Below are 17,454 nucleotides of genomic sequence, written 5' to 3'. Positions count from 1 at the left end.
CCCGGGGCGCGACCGGCCAGTACCAGCAGATCGACCCAGGTACCGGCCAGGTGCCGCAGGTGGTCGGCGGCGTTGGCGCGCCGCTGGGCAACATCGTGCTGCCGATGGGCGGGCTGTACCGCCTGGTCGGCAGCAACGGCGCCAGCGTCAACACGCTGGGTCGTGCCGCCAACGGCCTGGGCGGGGTCAAGGCCAACACCAGCGCCCCTGGCCGCCGCTACCTGATCGAGACCGATCCGCGCTTCGTCGACTACGACAACTTCATCAGCAGCGACTACCTGCTGGACAAGCTCGGCGTGGATCCGCAGTGGACCCAGACCCGCCTGGGCGACGGCTTCTACGAACAGCGCCTGGTGCTGGACCAGATCACCCAGCTCACCGGCCGCCGCTACCTGGGCAACTACGCCGACGGCGTGGCCCAGTACCGCGCACTGCTCGACGGCGGCGTCGCCGAGGCCGGCACGCTGCACCTGAGCGTGGGCGTGGCGCTGACCGCCGATCAGGTCGCCGCGCTGACCCACGACATCGTGTGGATGGTCGAACAGGAGTACCAGGGCCAGAAGGTGCTGGTGCCGGTGGTGTACCTGGCGTCGAAGACCGCGCTGACCCTGCGCAGCGACGGCGCGCTGCTGGCCAGCGACAACGGCGATGTCTCGCTCGACGCCACGGCCGGCCTGAGCAACACCGGCACCATCAGCGGCGCCAATGTCAGCGCCAACGTCGGCAACCTGCTCAATCAGGGCCGCATCGTGTCCAGCGGCACGGTGGCGTTGCAGGCCAATCAGGACCTGCTCAACCTAGGTGGCCAGATCGCCGGCCGCGACGTGCTGCTCAGCGCCGGTCGCGACCTCACCAGCACCACCCGCGACGCCCTCGCCGGCGGCGACCTGCGCTCGGGCATCACTGCCGGCAACAACCTGCTGCTGCAGGCCGGCCGCGACCTCAGCCTCACCGGCACCACCGTACAGGCCGGCAACAGCGCCGCACTGCTGGCGGGCAACAACCTCACGCTGCAGCCGACCGCGTTGCGCGATGAGTCCGGTCTGACCCGTGGCGGCGATGGCACCAGCCTGACCGTCGGCAACAACCTGTCCCTGCAGGCCGGCAACGACCTGCAACTGCACGGCGTGGCGATCGCCGCCGGCCACGACGTCAACCTGACCGCCGCCAAGCTCGACGCCGGCAACGGCCTGGCGGTGGTCGCCGGCCACGACCTCAACAGCACCACGCTGACCACGGTCGACAGCAGCACCACCCTGGAGACGCGCAAGCGCTTCAAGCAGACCACCAGCACCCGCGACGAGACCGTCCACGGCAGCGAGTTCACCGCCGGCGGCGACATCGCCCTGCAGTCCGGCCACGACGTGAACCTGACCGCGGCCAAGGCGTTCACCGAGACCGGTGCGCTGGCGGTGTCCGCCGGCAACGACGTCAATCTGCTCGCCGCGCAGGAACAGCACGACGCCGTGCAGGACATGCAGAAGAAGAAAACCGGCTTCCTGTCCAGCAAGACCACTACGACGCACGACGAGTGGCACGACAGCACCGCGGTGGCAACCACGCTCAGTGGCGACACCGTGCAGATCGCGGCCGGCCACGACCTGCTCTCGCAAGGCGCGCAGGTCGCCGGCACCGGCGATGTGGTTGTTGCTGCGGGCAACGACCTGACGCTGGAGACGGCGCAGAACACGCATAGCGAGGAACACGAGAAGAAAACGAAGAAGTCCGGCATGTTCGGCAGCGGCGGCATCGGCGTGACCTTCGGCACGCAGAAGATCCAGAACAATGCCGACACCGCCGATGTGACGCATGTGGGCAGCACGGTCGGTAGCGTGGAGGTCGACGTCACGCTGGTTGCGGGCAATCGTTACGCGCAGACCGGCAGCGACGTGCTGGCCAATGCCGGCGACATCACGGTGAGGGCAAAGGACATTGCCATTACCGAGGTCCACGACACCACCGATGCCGAGCAGCGCAGCAAGTTCAGCCAAGGTGGCCTGTCGATCACGCTCAGTTCCGCAGCGCTGAACCTGGCCCAGTCCGCTTACGACACGGCCAAGGCTGGCTCCAAAGTCAGTGGCGATGCGCGCATGCAGGCGCTGGCGGCGGGGTCCGCGGCCTACAGCGCCTATGGCGCCGCCAGCTCGCTGAGTCAGACCGGAAGCGCACTGGCCAGCGGCAGTGCCGCGAGCGCTGCGCAAGGGGCAAACATCAGCATTGCCGTGACGGTGGGTGGCAGCAAGAGCGAGAGCAAGAGCACTCAGTCGGCGGACCAGGCCAAGGGCTCCAAGCTACAGGCCGGCGGCGACGTCAATCTGATCGCTACTGGCGGCGGCGATGCGAGCAACCTGCTGGTACGCGGCAGCGACGTCACCGCTGGCCATGACCTGTTACTGGCCGCCGATCACGATGTCACCATCGAGGCGGCGAAGAACACGGCCGAACAGCACAGCACCAGCAAGAGCAGCAGCGCCGCCGTCGGCGTTGCGATCACCTATGGCGCTGATGGGTTCGCGGCGGGCGTGACGTTGAGCGCCAGTGGGGCGCGTGGCAAGGCTAATGGCGAAGATGTCAGCTACACCAACAGCCATGTGGCTGCGGGCAACAACGCCACGATCGTCAGCGGCAACGACACCACGCTCAAGGGCGCGCAGATCTCCGCGGACAAGGTGATCGCCGACGTCGGTGGCAACCTCAACATCGAGAGCCTGCAGGAGACAAGCACCTACGCCAGCAAGGACAAGTCGATCGGTGGCAGCGTCACGTTCGGCATGGGGTTCAGTGCCAGCGCCAGCTACAGCAGCAACAAAGTCAATGGCGATTACGCCAGCGTCGCCGAGCAGAGCGGCATCCAGGCTGGCAAGGGCGGCTTCGACATCACCGTGGGCGGCAACACCGACCTGAAGGGCGCGGTGATCGCCAGCAGCCAGGACGCGATCGACCAAGGCAAGAACCGCCTGAGCACCGGCACGCTGACCTATAGCGACATCGCCAACACCAGCAGCTACGACGCCAAGGGCATAAGCCTGTCGGGCGGATACAGCTATGGCGGTTCAGGATCGGATGACAAAGCCAAGGGTGCAGATGGACAAACGGCGCCGACGACGGGCAACGGCAGCAACTGGTCGTGGCAGAACTTCAAGACTGGCACTTCCGGGACCGCTGCCGGCTATGGTCATGAGAGCGGGAATTCGCAATCCACCACGCACAGCGGCATCAGTGACGGGGCGCTGGTCATCACCGACGAAGCGGGGCAGCAAGCAAAGACCGGCAAGAGTGTGGCGGACGCGCTGGCGGGCCTGAAGCGCGATGTCGTTACGGGCGATGACGCCAACGGCCTGACCAAGCAATGGGACGGGCAGAAGTTGCAGGAGCAGGCGGCGGCGCAGGCGCAGATCACGGCGACGTTCGGGCAGCAGGCCACGCATGTGATTGGCGACTACGCCGAGAAGAAGATGACGGAGGCGGCAGACCTACGTCGGCAGGCCAATGACACGACCGATCCCGACCAGAAGGCGCAACTGACCGCACAGGCCGACCAACTGGAAAGCCAGTGGGGCGACAACGGCAGCTTGCGCGTGCTGGCGCATACCGTCGTCGGTGGACTTACAGGCGGGCTAGAGGGTGCGACCGGCGCCGCTGCAGGAACGCTCGCCGCGCCCGCCGTGGCAACCGCGCTGCGGGAGGCAGGCGTTGCCGGACCGTTGGCGGACACGTTGACCGCCTTGGCATCGACAGCGGCGGGTGCGGTGGCGGGCGGCACCGGGGGTGCCGCGACGGCCAGCAACGAGGTGGTGAACAACTATCTCAATCACGCTGAGCGGATGGAATATCTGAAGGCGGCGTTGGAGTGCGCGCAGACGGGCGAGTCGTGTGGAGTGGCTGCCGGCTACGAAGTCAAATCCAACGAGAGGAACGAAGCGCTTAAAGAAGCTTGCGTTGATCGAGCAAGTGCGGCATGCCAGACAGCACTAGCAGATGCGCTCAACGCAGCCGAGGACCAAAAAGCGCATCAAGCCGACTACATTTCTTGGATGGCAGAGAATGCCGGCACGATCCACGCGCTGAATGGTACCCGCAATAACGAGACGTTAGAGTCCAGTGTGGTGACCCATACCACCACGCAGGATGTTGAGCACAAGATCGCCTGTGCGATGGCGGGTAGTAACTGCAGCGACGCAGCACTCCATCTTCAGACGTACCTGGGTAATGTTCCTGTGGGCGATGCGGCGCAGGATGCGTTGTTGAGAACCGCATTAACCGGCCTTGGAACCCAAGTGGGCTCGGTAGCGAGAGTGGGCGAGACCATTACTGGAATAGCCCAAGCTGTTTGGAGCATGACGCCTTACGAGCGTTTGAAGAGCAGTTACAACGATCTTAGTTATCTTCAGGAAAACGGGATCGGTGCCTACATGGATCGAAGTCTCGATCAAGGCGCTGGCCTGCTGCATGGTGTGAAGGATTACGCTTCAGCGATCGGCTCGGCTGCTGCCACCGGAGCGCTCGGCTCTTGGGATATCTATGATCTGTATGAGCAGGGGAGAACCCAAGGCAAGGTCGGGATCGACATCCTTAGCCTCCTTATTCCTGCAGGGGCGGCAGGCGAAGCCGGCACGGTCGCAGCAAAGGCGGGAACTACCTTTACGGCAGACGAGCTGATTGCCGCGTACAGAGAACTGAAGCCTGTTGTAAATGAGGGCGCAGCAGATGCGGTAACCCTGAGCCGTGCGGGCAGTGGAGAGGGAGTATTTGACAAAAGTAGAATTGGATCTTATGAACCCTCAAGTGCTGTTATTGGTCAATTAAATCCGTCGTCTTGTGTTGCCGCCAGCTGTCGAATGGCGACAGGAATGGGAGATATTCCAGAGGCATATGTGCGAAATGCGATTAATACGGACAAATCCGGTACTGCACTTTCTGATGTGCCAAAAGGACTAACCGATCTCGGGTTTGAGGGTGAAGTGAGACATGTTAAAAATATAACTGTTGATTTAATATCAGAATCTACAATGGAAGGATCTTTGGTTATTGCTAATGTTGAAACTTCCACAGGAGGTATTCATGCTATAGTCGTTGACAAAATTTCTAATGGGAGGGCGTACATACGAGATCCATGGCCTCTAGGGGTAGGGTCTTCGTACTCCGTTCCAGTAGATGATCTAAAATCCGTTTTGACTGGAAACTCGTTAATAATCAAGCCATAAAAGTATGAGTATTTTTAGGGATCCAATTTATTGTGACTTGTACAGCTCAGGATCGATTTCTTCAAAAAAGCTTAGATTCCTGAGTTTGTATGATAAAAGCTTTGAATATAAAGAGGGCGCATGCATATCTGGTTATTTTGGCGTTAAAGTGGATAGAATAAGTTTGGTTAGAATAATTGTTGATTTGAGGTCGGAAGGTTTTAATTGCCTTAGTATACCAATGTGTTACAAGACTTCTCGCTTACTTACTGTGTCCGAATGTTTAAATATCGGAAGAAAATATGCTTCAAATAACAACATAAGTATTTCGGAAATAGAAAGGATGCTTCCTGATCTACCTTTCTGCTTTAATTTTGATGTGATGGGCGGCGTCGAAGAGAGGGCAGGAGGTATCGTTCGTGTAGATAAGCTAGATGGTCACATATGGACCCTTTCAGAGGTTGAAGAATATATGCATGACTACAATGGATTGCTAATCTAAACGGAAAGCCAGCAAACAAGGCGCGAATCGCGCTCCAGCATCTCCGTCGGCGGTAGCTTGCAACCACCTCGGCAGCAGCACCGAGGAGACGCGCAAGCGCTTCAAGCAGACCACCAGCACCCCGCGACGAGACCGTCCACGGCAGCGAGTTCACCGCCGGCGGCGACGTTGCCCTGCAGGCGGGCAACGACGTGAACCTGACCGCGGCCAAGGCGTTCACCGAGACCGGTGCGCTGGCGGTGTCCGCCGGCAACGACGTCAACCTGCTCGCCGCGCAGGAGCAGCACGACGCCGTGCAGGACATGCAGAAGAAGAAAACCGGCTTCCTGTCCAGCAAGACCACCACCACGCATGACGAGTGGCACGACAGCCTGGCCGTCGGCACCTCGCTGGACGCAGGCAGCGTGCAGATCAAGGCAGGCAACGACATCGCCGTGGTCGGCTCGACCGTGCTGGCCCAGCAGGACGCGCGCCTGGTGGCCGGCAACGATGTGGCCATCGTCTCGGCGCAGGACCAGAGCAGCGAGGCGCACAACAGCGCCCAGAAGAAATCCGGCTTCAGCGCCAGCTTCTCCGGCGGCGTGGCCAGCCTCGGCTACGGCAAGTAGCGCAGCAGTAGCGACAGCATTACCGAGAGTACCACCCAGGTGGCCTCCGCGGTCGGTGCCAAGAACGGCAATCTGCTGATCAGTGCCGGCGATCAACTGACCATCGATGCCTCCTGATGTTGCAGCGGGAAAGGACCTGACCCTGGCGGCCAAGGACATCGCGCTGCTCGCGGCACAGGACACGGTGAACCAGTCCAGCCAGTCGAGCAAGTCCAGCGGCTTCTCCATCGACGTCCCCCCAGTTTTGAGTAGCACGGCGATTTGGAGTCCAATCCCCAACGAGACGGAGATTGGACGTGAAGAAGCGCTTTTCCGAAGAGCAGATCATCGGCTTTCTGCGTGAGGCCGAAGCCGGCGTGGCGGTGAAGGACCTGTGCCGGCGGCACGGGTTCAGCGAGGCGTCCTACTACCTGTGGCGCAGCAAGTTCGGCGGCATGAGCGTGCCGGAGGCCAAGCGGCTCAAGGAGCTGGAGGCGGAGAACACGCGGCTGAAGAAGCTGCTGGCCGAGCAGCTGTTCGAGAACGACGTCATCAAGGATGCCCTGCGAAAAAAGTGGTGACCGCACCGGCGCGCAGGATGCTGGTGCGGCAGCTGATGGAGCGCGGGCTCACGGAGCGACGGGCTCTGGCCGTGGTGCGGATGAGCGCCAGCGCGCTGCGCTACGTCCCGCGTCCGGATCGCAACGTCGAGCTGCGCGAGCGGATCCTGGCGCTGGCGCAGCGGCACAAGCGCTACGGCGTCGGGATGATCTATCTGAAACTGCGGCAGGAGCAGTGGCCGGTGAACTACAAGCGGGTGGAACGGCTGTATCAGGAGGCCAGGTTGCAGGTGCGCCGGCGCAAGCGGAAGAAGGTGCTGCTGGGCGAGCGCCAGCCGTTGCTTCGGCCTGAAGCCGCCAACCAGGTCTGGTCGATGGACTTCGTGTTCGACCGCACCGCCGAGGGCCGGGTGCTCAAGGCCCTGACCATCGTCGACGATGCCACGCACGAGGCAGTGGCGATCGAGGTGGAGCGGGCCATCTCTGGTCACGGCGTGGCCCGGGTGCTGGATCGGCTGGCGCTGACACGGGGTCTGCCGCAGGTGATCCGCACCGACAACGGCAAGGAGTTCTGCGGCAAGACGATGGTGACGTGGGCCCACGAGCGCGGTGTGCAGCTGCGCTTGATCCAGCCAGGCAAGCCGAACCAGAACGCCTACATCGAGAGCTTCAACGGCCGCCTGCGCGACGAATGCCTCAACGAGCACTGGTTCCCGACGCTGCTGCACGCCCGCACCGAGATCGAGACCTGGCGACGGGAATACAACGAGGAGCGACCGAAGAAGATCTTGGGCGGCCTGCCCCCGGCCGCCTATGCCCAACAGCTAGCAGCCAAAGCCGCTACGATGAAACCCGGACTCTAAAGAGCCCCGCTACTGAAAGCGGGGGGACGTCGCCGCGGGGAGAGGGGCTCGGTTCCTCCCTTGCCCCTCGGAAGTAGGGGGGCGAAGGGGCGGATGCGGCCAAAACGCTCGGCCACCTCCCGCGCCGCTGTGCCGCGCGGTGAGTTGCGCAATCGCGCGTATCGAGACGCGCCGCGCTGCCGCAGCCCTCCGTAAATGCCGTGGCTGAGCGCCGGCATCCCGATGCCGGCGGGTGTGACGGGGCTAGTGCGGCGAATCCGGCAAGGTGCTGATCGCCAGGCGCCAGGACGGCGTGCCGTGGCCGAGGTGTTGGGCCAGGCCGGCACAAGCAGGATCGTAGGCCGCCGCAAGCACCAGCAGCGGCACCGCGCTCTCGGCCGCGTATGGCGCGCCGATCACGTGGCCCGCTTCCCCGTTGGCAGAGCGGGCCTTGTCGAACGGCGCTTGGCTGCCGACGAACTCGGCGTGGCTGCGGTCGCCGCGCAGATACGGCAGCAGCCAGTCGACACTGCGTGCCAGCGATGCGCCGTTCGGTGCGCGCCAGTGGTACAGATCCTCGCCGCGTTCGGAGAACAGCAGTGCCAGCGTCACCAGCGGACGCAGGTCGTAGACGTGATAGGACAGCGCATCGCGTTCGACGAAGTCGATGCTGCGGCCGTCGGGCAGCAGGTTGTCGGCGATCTGCTGGCGAAAGCCGGTGCGGGCGTAGTCCAGCAAGCGCTGATCGTCGAGCGCGGCGCCGATCATGCCCACGGTCTTCAGCCGGTGGCTGTGCCAGTTGTTGGTGGCGGTCTTGCGCTTGAGGTCGCGCGAACCGATTTCGGCGTCGGCGATCTTGCGCATCCACGCGTCGATGGCGCGACGTTGTGCGTCTGGCAACGCCGGGCGCACGATGCGGTAAGCGAAGATCGCCGGTTCCAGCCCGGTTTCGTCGATCGGATTGCCGTTGGGCACATTGTGCGCAGCCCATTGCGCGAGCTGGTCGCCGGCGGCCAGTGCGTCGGCGCGCTCGCCGTCCAGGGCGTAGCGCAGCGCCAGCGCCTGGATACGCGGCATGTCGCCCAGGCTGGTTTCGGTCGCCGCCTTCACTGGATCGCCGCGCAGGCGGCCGCCGGTGCTCAGGGTCTCGAGCGGATGTGCGCCCTGCGCGCGTGCCGCATCGGCCAGCCGGGCCTGCGCCGCCTCGATCTCGCGCCAGGCTGCATCGGTTGAAGCCGGTGCGTGCAGCTGTTGCCATTGCGCTGCGGTCGGCCACAGCCGCTGCACCGCGGCGGCGGGCGTGCTGTGGGTCAACGCGAATCCGGCAAGCACCACGCCGAGAACGGCGTGCGATGAGCGAAGCATGGCGATCTCCGGAAGCGCTGGCGAGGGTATCGGGCGACTGTAGGCGCGATGCGGTGAACGCCGGATGGCCCGAGTCCGGGAGCACGGTCGCCAGCATGCGCGCGCCGGTGCGCGGATGGCGACTGGTCGTATCGGCGCCAGCGCGGCGTCACGCGCGCGCGGCTGCCAATGCCTTACAACGCGCTGACCTCCCATCTTCCGCCGGCGAGGGCGCTTCGCGCTCCGTACCCTCACCCCAACCCCTCTCCCGACGGGAGAGGGGCTTTGGCGTTCCCTTCTCCTCTCGTGACCACGGCCTGCTTTTCGGGGGAAAGGTTCCGAAGAGGACGAGCGGCCGAGCGATGTCGTGCCCAACCGGCCGCAACCACGCTCCGACTGTCCTACCGCGCCCGATCCAGCAGCCACACTTCGACGCGTTCGTTGCGCGCCTTGGCCGCCGCGTCCTCACCGCCGATCAGCGGACGCAGTGCGCCCAGACCGCGTACCCGTTCCACGGCGACACCGCGTTGCACCAGGTAGGCGGCGACCACATCGGCGCGGTCGTTGCTGGCGATGGTCGGGTACAGCCGGTTGGCGCTGTCCGGTGTGGCGAAGCCGATCACCGCCAGGGCGCGGCCGTGCATCGCCGGCTGTTGCATGAAGGCGACCAGCCGGTCGAGATCCTGGGCGCTGCGCGCTTCGTACATGCCATTGAGCGACTGCAGGCTGAAACGCAGCGTGGTGGTCAGGCGCCGGGCACCGGCGCTGGCCTGGACATAGGCGCCGTCCGCGCGGGTCGCGGCGGTGGCGCCGTGCGGCGTGGTCGGGTCGACGTCGATCGTCATGGCGATCGGGCCGAGTCGGCGCACCACCCGTTGCGCCTGCGGGCCGATCGCGTATAGCGCCAGGCTGCGGCCGAGCGCCGACATCATCTGGCCGCCGTACAGGCTGTAGCGCTGGACCAGCGGATAGTCCTCGCCGCGCACGGCGGCGTCGGTCGGGAGCACGGCGATACCGCCGTCGGCGACGGCCAGCGCGCGCGTCCCGGCCGGCACCGGCGTGGTCAGTCCGACGACCGCCAGTGCGTCGGGATGGCCGGCGACGGCGCGTGCTGCCTCGGCCAGGTCCGCATGCAGGACGTTCCCCGGCGTGCGCAGCGCCGGCAGCGCCAGGCGTTCGCGGAGGAAGTCGTCGAGACCGCCGGGGATGGCACTGCGGTGCAGCGCGATCGGCAAGTCCGCGCCGCCGAGTTGCGACCAGCGCGTCGTCCGGCCGCTGAGGATGTCGCGCAGCTGCGCGACGCTCAGCGTGGCGATGGGGTTGTCGGCGGCGACCAGCACCCGCGCGCCATCCAGGGCGACGACGAACTGCTGGTCCGGCGAGCCCAGGTCGCCGAGCTGCCAGGCGGCCTCGCGTTCGCGCGCATCGGGCTGGCGCGCCAGCATCGCCAGTTCGGCGTCGCCATGCACCAGGTCGGCGAAGCCGGCGGCCGCGCCGGTGCCGGCGATCTCCACCACCAGCGGCGCCTCGTCGCGGACCGCGGCGATCTCCAGCGTCGTCGCATCGACGCGATGCCGTTGCAGTTGCCGGTAGCCCATGCTCTGCAGCCAGGATTCCACCAGCGCCGGCATCAGTCGCGCGCCGAGGCTGTTGGAGCCGTGCACGCGCAGGCGTTCGGCCGGTTGCGCGGACGCGGCCGGTAGCGCGCACAGCATTGCCGCGCCGAGCAGCAGCAGGCGCAGGGTGAAACGCAACATGGGATCCCCCCTGGGATCTGGACAGGCGCGGCAGTGTTGGCGATCGGCGTGACATCGCAGTGACTGTGCGCATGGTCACGCACGACACCGCCGCGTCGCGGCGTGTCCTGCGGACGGTCAACGCGCGACGCGAGCGCGCGGGACCGTAGAACCTCAGGCCGATCCGAGCCGGCGTTCGGCGGCCTGCGCCCAGCGCGCGGCGATCGCCGGCGAGGTGATGCACACGGCGCTGTCGGTGACCGTGGTGACCGCGCGTTCCAGCAGCTGGATGTCGGCCTCGTGCTGACGCGCGACGTGCGGATCCTCGAAGAAGATCGCGCGGTGGCAGCGCCGTTCCAGGACGCGATCGGCGATCTGCGCGTCGCCGCCCATCGGACCGCTCTGGTAGCGGTGCACCCAGTCCTGGCCCTGCGGCCAGCCGCGGCTCCAGGCCAGCTCGTTGAGCCGCTGCCCGGTGGTGCCGGTGGCCACGCGCTCGGCGAAGCGCGACAGCAGGTCGAAATGTTCGCTGGCGAAGGCCAGCATCTGCGGCTTCATCGCATCGTGGGCGATCAGCGCCAGGGTCTGCCGCGGCAGCGCGTAGAGATCGTCGGCACCGGGATCCGGTGGCAACGCGGCGTGGATGCGCTCCATCTCGACCCAGTCGCGGGCGCTGGCCACGGTGGAAATGAACGGCTTGCCGTGGATCACGCACTGGCGCTTGAGCGCGATCGCCTCGGGAAAGATCGAGGACGGGTCGACCGGATCGATCAGGTAGATGGCACCGTCCAGGGTCCGCTCGGCGCCTTCCAGGCCCACGACCTCGGCCACCAGCTTCATCAGTCCGCCCTCGCGGCCGAACGGGTAGCGCCTGAGGCCAGCATGGCCGACCAGCAGGCCGGCACGCACGATCGCCTCGTGGGTACGGCCGACCGCGTGCAGGCCGAGCTGCAATTCGCGGATACCGGCTTCGCTGGCGCGCAGCCAGCGGAACAGCGCGGCATCCTTGCCCTGGTGGTGCAGTCGGTTGGCGGCCAGGCCCAGGCGCATGCGTCGATCCGTGCGGGAAAGGTGCGACAGTCTGCGCCCGATGGCGGTGTCGACTCAATCGCCGCGATCGCCGGGCCGCCGCTGCGGACCCGGCGTTGCCGCAGTCACTGCGTGACTTGCTGGGCGCGCACCGCCAGGACGTCCATCTGCGGCTTGTCGGCGCCGCTCTTGTCCGGCTGCAGGTTGAACGCGTAGTCGCTGCGCCACCACGCGCCGCCGGCCCAGGCGGTCCAGCCCAGCCAGACGTCGCCATTGTCGTGGACGTAGCCGAGCATGGTGTCCAGCGCGGCCAGGCAGGTGGGGTCGCTGCTGCCGCCGAACTCGCCGAGGAAGCCGCGATAGCCATTGGCGCGCAGCCATTGGGTGAACGCTTGCAGGCGTTCCGCGCCGATGCTGGTGCTGACGCAGGCGGCACTGGTGCCGGAGGAGTCGGCATCCAGGTACTGGTGCACTTCGAACGCAAGGTTGCCGGCCGGGTCGTGGACCGTCAGCAATCCCTGCGCGTTGGACACGCCGTACCAGGTGCTGTTCCAGCTGTGCGCGCCGCTGAAGGCGGTGCCGGGTACCAGGATCAGGTTGTCGGCGCCGGTGCCGCGGATCGCGTCGATCGCCGCCTGCGCAATGGCCGCCCAGTCGCCGGAGGCGAGGCCGTTGGGCTCGTTCATCAGCCCGAACACCACGCTGGCGTCGTTGCCGAACACCAGCGCCAGGCGCCGCCACAGATCGGCCAGCGCCGCCGCCGGCACCGCGTCGCCGCCGATGCGTACGCCGTCGTACTTGGCGTAGTTGTGCACGTCGAGGATCAGTTGCAGGTCGTAGCGCTTGGCGCGTTCGACGGCGGTGCGCAGGGCGTCGAGTTGTGCCGCATCGAGCGGCCCGCCGGCCTGCGGCTGCAGCCGTTCCCACAGGAACGGCAGGCGCACGATGTTCATGCCCTGCGCCGCGGTGTACGCATAGTCGGCGTCGGTGGGATACACGTAGTCCTTGAACAGCACGCCTGGCTTCTTCGCCGAGTTGAATTCGGCGCCGGCCAGGTTGATGCCGGCGTAGCGCAGCGTCTGCTGCGCGTGGGCGAACGGCGCGCAGGCGGCCAGGAGCAGGCACAGCGCGGCGCGCTGTCGCCACTGCGGGGAACGGGAAACACGGGTCATGCGTGGCATGGCGGATCCTTCGTGGGGAAGAGCGGCAGGCGCCGCCGCGATGCGGCGTGCGCGGCCGTGCACGACGCTGCAACCGCCATGCCAGAGCGATCGTCGTCGTGGGAAATGTGCGACGCATTGCACGTCGCAGGTCATGCGTTCGCGCGCACCGCGTTGTGCGCGTTCGTCGCTCTTGCGGCGTCGGCCGCGCTCAGCGCGTGATGCGCTGCGCCCAGGGCGCGAGGATCGCCATCTGCGGACGGTCGTGGCCGTCGGCGTCGGGCTCCACATTGAACGGATAGTCGGCGCGCCACCAGGCGCCGCCTGCCCAATAGCTCCAGCCCAGCCACAGCGTCGGGTGCTGCGCGATGTCGGCGAGCATGCCATCGAGCGCGCGGCGGCAGACCGGATTGTCGGCGGCGGCGAATTCGCCGAGGAAGCCGAGGTGGCCGGTCTCCTGCAACCATCCGGTGAACGCACGCAGGCGTTCGACGCCGATGTCGTCGCTGACGCAGACCGGGCTGGTGCCGCTGGAGTCCGCGTCGAGGTACTGATGCACTTCGATCGCCATGCGCTGCAGCGGGTCGTGCAGCCCGGCCAGCGCGCTGGCGTTCGAGGTGCCGCCCACCGGGGTGTACCAGCTATGCGCGCCGGTCCACAGCGCGCCCGACACCAGGATCAGGTTGCTGGCGCCGGTGGCGCGGATCGCGTCGACCGCGGCCTGTGCGGCGGCGGCCCATGCGGCCGGCGTGATGCCGTTGGGCTCGTTCATCAGCCCGAACACCACCGCATTGTCGCTGCCGTAGGCGCTCGCCAGGCGCTGCCATAAGTCGACGAAGGCGGCGACCGGCAGGCCGGTGCTGCCGACGAGGCGACCGTCGTAGCGCGCGTAGTTGTGGATGTCCACGATCACGTACATGCCCTGCGCCTTGGCCTGCTGCACGGCGTCGTCGATCAGCGCCAGTTGCGCGGCGTCCAGCGGCCCTTGCGGTTGCGGCTGCAGGCGTTCCCAGCGGACTGGCAGGCGCAGCAAATTCATGCCCTTGCCGGCGAAATAGGTGTAGTCGCTGCTGCGCGGATAGGTGTAGTCGACCCCGACGACACCGGGGATCTTCGACGGCGCGATCTCGGCGCCGGACAGGTTGACGCCGGCAAGACGCAGCGCTTGCTGCGCGTGCAACGGGACGAGCGGAACGGACAGGCACAGCAGCAGCGCGGCACGCCAGGCGTGCCGCGACCGCCGACGCGAGGTGCGCGCGATCATGCTGGATCTCCTTCGGCATCATGGGGGAACCCGGCCGATGCAGAGAGGGCAGCCGGGCTGATGACTACGGTGTGCGGACACCGTAGTGCATTGCTGAGGTCAGGGCGATACGTCGCAGGCGCGCATGCATGGATCTGTGCGGCGATTGGCAGCGCGATCCGGTACTGGATCGCGCTGCATGCGCCGTGCCTGGTGTGTGCGTCGCCGACGCTGCACGCCGAGCTGCGGGGATGCGCAAGGCCTTGCCGGCATGCAGCGCCGGCAACGGCGGCTCACTTCTTGCCGGTGATCTGGCGCGCGTACTTGGACAGGATTCCCATCTGCGGCTTCTCGCTGCCGTCCTTGCCGGGTTGCACGTTGAACGGATAGTCGGGCTTCCACCACGCGCCGGCCGCCCACCATGTCCAGCCCAGGATCACGTCGTCGTTCTTCTGCATGTAGCTGAGCATGTTCTCCAGCGCCTCATTGCAGGTGGGCGTATTCGCGGTGGCAAACTCGCCGATGAAGCCGACCTTCTTGTTCTCGCGCAACCAGCTGACGAATCCGGCCAGCTTCTCGGCGCCGGCGGTGGCGCTGACGCACTCGCCCTTGGTGCCGCTGTTGTCGCGGTCCAGGTACTGGTGCGCTTCGAACGCCATGCGGTTGCGCGGATCCTTCAGCGGCTGCAGGGCAACCGCGTTCGGCGTGCCGTAGGCGGTGCTGCGCCAGCTGTGTGCGCCGGTGTAGGCGGTGCCCGGCACCAGGATCAGGTTGTTGGCGCCGGCCTTGCGGATGGCGTCGATCGCCGCCTGCGCCGCGCTGGCCCAGTCGGTCGAGGACACCGCGTTGGGCTCGTTCATCAGCCCGAAGATGACGTTGTCGTCGCCCTTGAACTCCTTGGCCAGGCGCCGCCACAGATCGGCGAACACGTCGTCGGGGGCGCCTTCGCTGCCGACCAGCGCGCCGTTGTACTTGGCGTAGTTGTGCGGATCCAGGATCAGGTACATGCGGTTGGCCTTGGCCTGCTCCACCGCCTTCTTCAACAGCGCCAGTTGCGCCGGGTCGAACTCGCCCTTGGCGGTGGGCTGCAGGCGTTCCCACAGGAACGGCAGGCGGATGGTGTTCATGCCCTTGCTGGCGAAGTAGCTGTAGTCGCTGGCGGTCGGGTAGGTGTAGTCCTTGTAGAGCACGCCGGGCTTCTTGCCGGAATTGAATTCGGCACCGGACAGGTTGACGCCGGCGTACTTGAGCACGCTGCGGCCTTCGGCGGCAGCGTTGCAGGCGACGGTGGCGAGCAGCAGCGCCAGCGGCAGGGAACGCCAGCGCGGGGAACACGACGAGGAAAGCGACATGGGGGAGCTTCCTGGAGTGAAGGGGAGCGCCGCCCGCTCGGGGGAGTGCGGACGGCAGGCGCAAGCGTGCAAGGATCGCCCCCGTGATCGCCAGCCTGCGCGCACCCGTGTTAGCCGGGCATTCACCTGGAACAGACAGGCCGTGCGCGGACGCCAGCCGGCATCACAGCGCGCGCGTGGTGCAACTGGCAGCGGCGGCGTGACCGCGGTCGCGATGCCAGCCTGCCCGGGCCTGCAGCGATGGCAGAGCGGGGTGTTCGTCATGCCAGCGACCCTGCACGCAGCCTGTTCCCGGCGCGAGCTGGCGGTACGGGATCGAGAATGCCGCCTTCGGCCGCTTCTGCCGATCCCGCAAGGTTTGCCGTCGCCGTCGTCCCGAACGCCCGACTTCTGTCGAAGTTCGGGCAGGGCGCTCAGGCCGCTGCCTGGGTGGTCACCGGCAGGCGGTTGCCGATCCATTCGGCGATGCTGGCCGCGGCATCGCGGCCTTCGGCCACGGCGGTCACCACCAGATCGGCGCCGCGTACGGCGTCGCCGCCGGCGAACAGCTTCGGGTTGGTGGTCTGGTACGGCAGGCGGCCGCTGCCGTCGGACTCGCCGCCGCCGGCGAGGATGCGGCCGTTGGCGGTGCCTTCCACGCCCTGCGCCGCCAGCCACTCCGGCACGCTCGGCGAGAAGCCGAAGGCGATGATCACCACGTCCGCGTCCAGCAGCGATTCGCTGCCTTCCACCGGCACCGCGGCCTGGCGCCCGCGCGCATCCGGCTCGCCCAGACGGGTCTGCACCACGCGCACGCCGACCAGGTTGCCGGCGGCATCGGCTTCCACCGCCAGCGGCTGGCGGTTGAACAGGAAGCGCACGCCTTCCTCGCGCGCATTGGCCACCTCGCGCGCCGAGCCGGGCATGTTGGCCTCGTCGCGGCGGTAGGCGCAGGTGACCTTGGCCGCACCGAGGCGGATGGCGCTGCGCACGCAATCCATGCCGGTGTCGCCGCCGCCCAGCACGACCACGCGCTTGCCGCTCAGGTCGGGCAGCGCGATCTTGTCTTCCCAGCCGGCGATCGGCCGGCCCCAGGGATCGTTGCCGCCGACGATGCGGCTGTTCTGCACCAGGAACGGCAGCGCCGGCAGCACGCCGGGCAGATCCTGGCCAGGCAGGCCGCCGTCGGTGTAGCGGTAGGCGCCGGTGCCCAGGAACACCGCGTCGTACTCCTCGAGCAACTGCTCCAGGCTCACGTCGCGGCCGATCTCCACACCCAGGCGGAACTGCACGCCCATGCCTTCGAGCACCTCGCGGCGCTTGCCGATCACGCTCTTGTCCAGCTTGAAGCTGGGGATGCCGAACTGCAGCAGCCCGCCGATCTGCTCGTAGCGGTCGTACACCACCGCCTGGATGCCGGCACGGGCCAGGCGGTCGGCGCAGCTGAGCCCTGCCGGGCCGGCGCCGATGACCGCCACGCGCTTGCCGGTGGGCTCGACCTGGCTCAGGTCCGGGCGCCAGCCGTTGTTGAGCGCGGTATCGACGATGTACTTCTCCACCGCGCCGATGGTGACCGCGCCGAATTCCTCCAGCGTGCAGCTGCCTTCGCACAGGCGGTCCTGCGGGCACACCCGGCCGCACACTTCCGGCAGCGGGTTGGTGCTGTGGCACAGCGCCGCGGCCTCTTCGATGCGGTTTTCCTGCACCAGCTGCAGCCACTGCGGAATGGCGTTGTGCACCGGACACTTCCAGCTGCAGTACGGGTTGCCGCAATCCAGGCAGCGCCCGGCCTGGTACTGCGCATCGGCCTTGTCGAACTTGCCGTACAGCTCGTTCCAGTCGCCGGAGGTACGCAGTTCCACCGGGATACGCTGCGGCATCTGCCGCGGCAGGTCGAGGAACTGGAAGGCGTGTTTGCGGCTCATAGGGCTGGGAAT

10 protein-coding genes are annotated in these 17,454 nt (G+C 66.7%); 3 read left to right on the top strand and 7 right to left on the bottom strand.

Annotated features, from left to right (window positions below):
- Window positions 1–50: 50 nt before the first annotated feature.
- From AC1G9L_RS21035 to AC1G9L_RS21025, 3 genes are all read left to right on the top strand, one after another.
- Window positions 51–5,204: a hemagglutinin repeat-containing protein gene (locus tag AC1G9L_RS21035; RefSeq protein ID WP_481069881.1), complete on the top strand. Its 5,154-nt coding sequence runs from the start codon at window positions 51–53 to the stop codon at window positions 5,202–5,204.
- Between the two features lie 654 nt (window positions 5,205–5,858).
- Window positions 5,859–6,293 carry a hemagglutinin repeat-containing protein gene (locus AC1G9L_RS21030; RefSeq protein ID WP_481071210.1) on the top strand — a complete coding sequence of 145 codons (435 nt, stop codon included), beginning with the start codon at window positions 5,859–5,861 and terminating at the stop codon, window positions 6,291–6,293.
- A 296-nt stretch (window positions 6,294–6,589) separates the two neighbouring features.
- Window positions 6,590–7,695, top strand: a protein-coding gene (locus AC1G9L_RS21025) for an IS3 family transposase (RefSeq protein WP_481069175.1) whose coding sequence is annotated in 2 segments (ribosomal slippage) — window positions 6,590–6,848 and window positions 6,848–7,695 — 1,107 coding nt in all. Because the reading frame shifts where the segments join, the coding sequence is not laid out codon by codon here.
- Between the two features lie 243 nt (window positions 7,696–7,938).
- On the opposite strand, the gene AC1G9L_RS21020 is transcribed toward AC1G9L_RS21025, so the two are convergent.
- From AC1G9L_RS21020 to AC1G9L_RS20990, 7 genes are all read right to left on the bottom strand, one after another.
- Window positions 7,939–9,039, bottom strand: a complete 1,101-nt coding sequence (locus AC1G9L_RS21020; RefSeq protein ID WP_481069880.1) for an alginate lyase family protein — start codon at window positions 9,037–9,039, stop codon at window positions 7,939–7,941.
- Window positions 9,040–9,419: 380 nt separating this feature from the next.
- On the bottom strand, window positions 9,420–10,775 hold the full coding sequence (locus tag AC1G9L_RS21015; RefSeq protein WP_481069879.1) for a substrate-binding domain-containing protein: 1,356 nt from the start codon (window positions 10,773–10,775) through the stop codon (window positions 9,420–9,422).
- Between the two features lie 153 nt (window positions 10,776–10,928).
- The gene (locus AC1G9L_RS21010; protein WP_019799602.1) at window positions 10,929–11,804 is read right to left on the bottom strand and encodes a methylglyoxal synthase; all 876 of its coding nucleotides are present in this window, start codon (window positions 11,802–11,804) and stop codon (window positions 10,929–10,931) included.
- 104 nt (window positions 11,805–11,908) lie between these two features.
- A complete protein-coding gene (locus AC1G9L_RS21005; protein WP_481069878.1) occupies window positions 11,909–12,964 on the bottom strand; it encodes a glycoside hydrolase family 5 protein in 1,056 nt (351 codons plus the stop codon).
- Window positions 12,965–13,154: 190 nt separating this feature from the next.
- Window positions 13,155–14,207, bottom strand: coding sequence for a cellulase family glycosylhydrolase (locus AC1G9L_RS21000; RefSeq protein ID WP_019799604.1), 1,053 nt, complete (start codon window positions 14,205–14,207; stop codon window positions 13,155–13,157).
- Between the two features lie 272 nt (window positions 14,208–14,479).
- Window positions 14,480–15,538 (bottom strand): glycoside hydrolase family 5 protein, encoded by a 1,059-nt coding sequence (locus tag AC1G9L_RS20995; RefSeq protein WP_019799605.1) that lies wholly within the window; start codon window positions 15,536–15,538, stop codon window positions 14,480–14,482.
- A 413-nt stretch (window positions 15,539–15,951) separates the two neighbouring features.
- Entirely contained in the window at window positions 15,952–17,442 is a 1,491-nt protein-coding gene (locus AC1G9L_RS20990) for an FAD-dependent oxidoreductase (RefSeq protein WP_019799606.1), read from the bottom strand.
- Window positions 17,443–17,454: the final 12 nt, after the last annotated feature.

It is taken from the genome of Xanthomonas sp. NCPPB 1132, from assembly GCF_056629235.1.
The sequence above is the reverse complement of the archived record's forward strand: the minus strand, read 5'-3'. Positions and strand labels throughout refer to the sequence as shown.

Excerpts from the sequence above, each read along its gene's own strand:
- AC1G9L_RS21020 (WP_481069880.1), bottom strand. The coding sequence starts at position 9,039 with ATGCTTCGCTCATCGCACGCCGTTCTCGGCGTGGTGCTTGCCGGATTC.
- AC1G9L_RS21015 (WP_481069879.1), bottom strand. The coding sequence starts at position 10,775 with ATGTTGCGTTTCACCCTGCGCCTGCTGCTGCTCGGCGCGGCAATGCTG.
- AC1G9L_RS21010 (WP_019799602.1), bottom strand. The coding sequence starts at position 11,804 with ATGCGCCTGGGCCTGGCCGCCAACCGACTGCACCACCAGGGCAAGGAT.
- AC1G9L_RS21005 (WP_481069878.1), bottom strand. The coding sequence starts at position 12,964 with ATGCCACGCATGACCCGTGTTTCCCGTTCCCCGCAGTGGCGACAGCGC.
- AC1G9L_RS21000 (WP_019799604.1), bottom strand. The coding sequence starts at position 14,207 with ATGATCGCGCGCACCTCGCGTCGGCGGTCGCGGCACGCCTGGCGTGCC.
- AC1G9L_RS20995 (WP_019799605.1), bottom strand. The coding sequence starts at position 15,538 with ATGTCGCTTTCCTCGTCGTGTTCCCCGCGCTGGCGTTCCCTGCCGCTG.
- AC1G9L_RS20990 (WP_019799606.1), bottom strand. The coding sequence starts at position 17,442 with ATGAGCCGCAAACACGCCTTCCAGTTCCTCGACCTGCCGCGGCAGATG.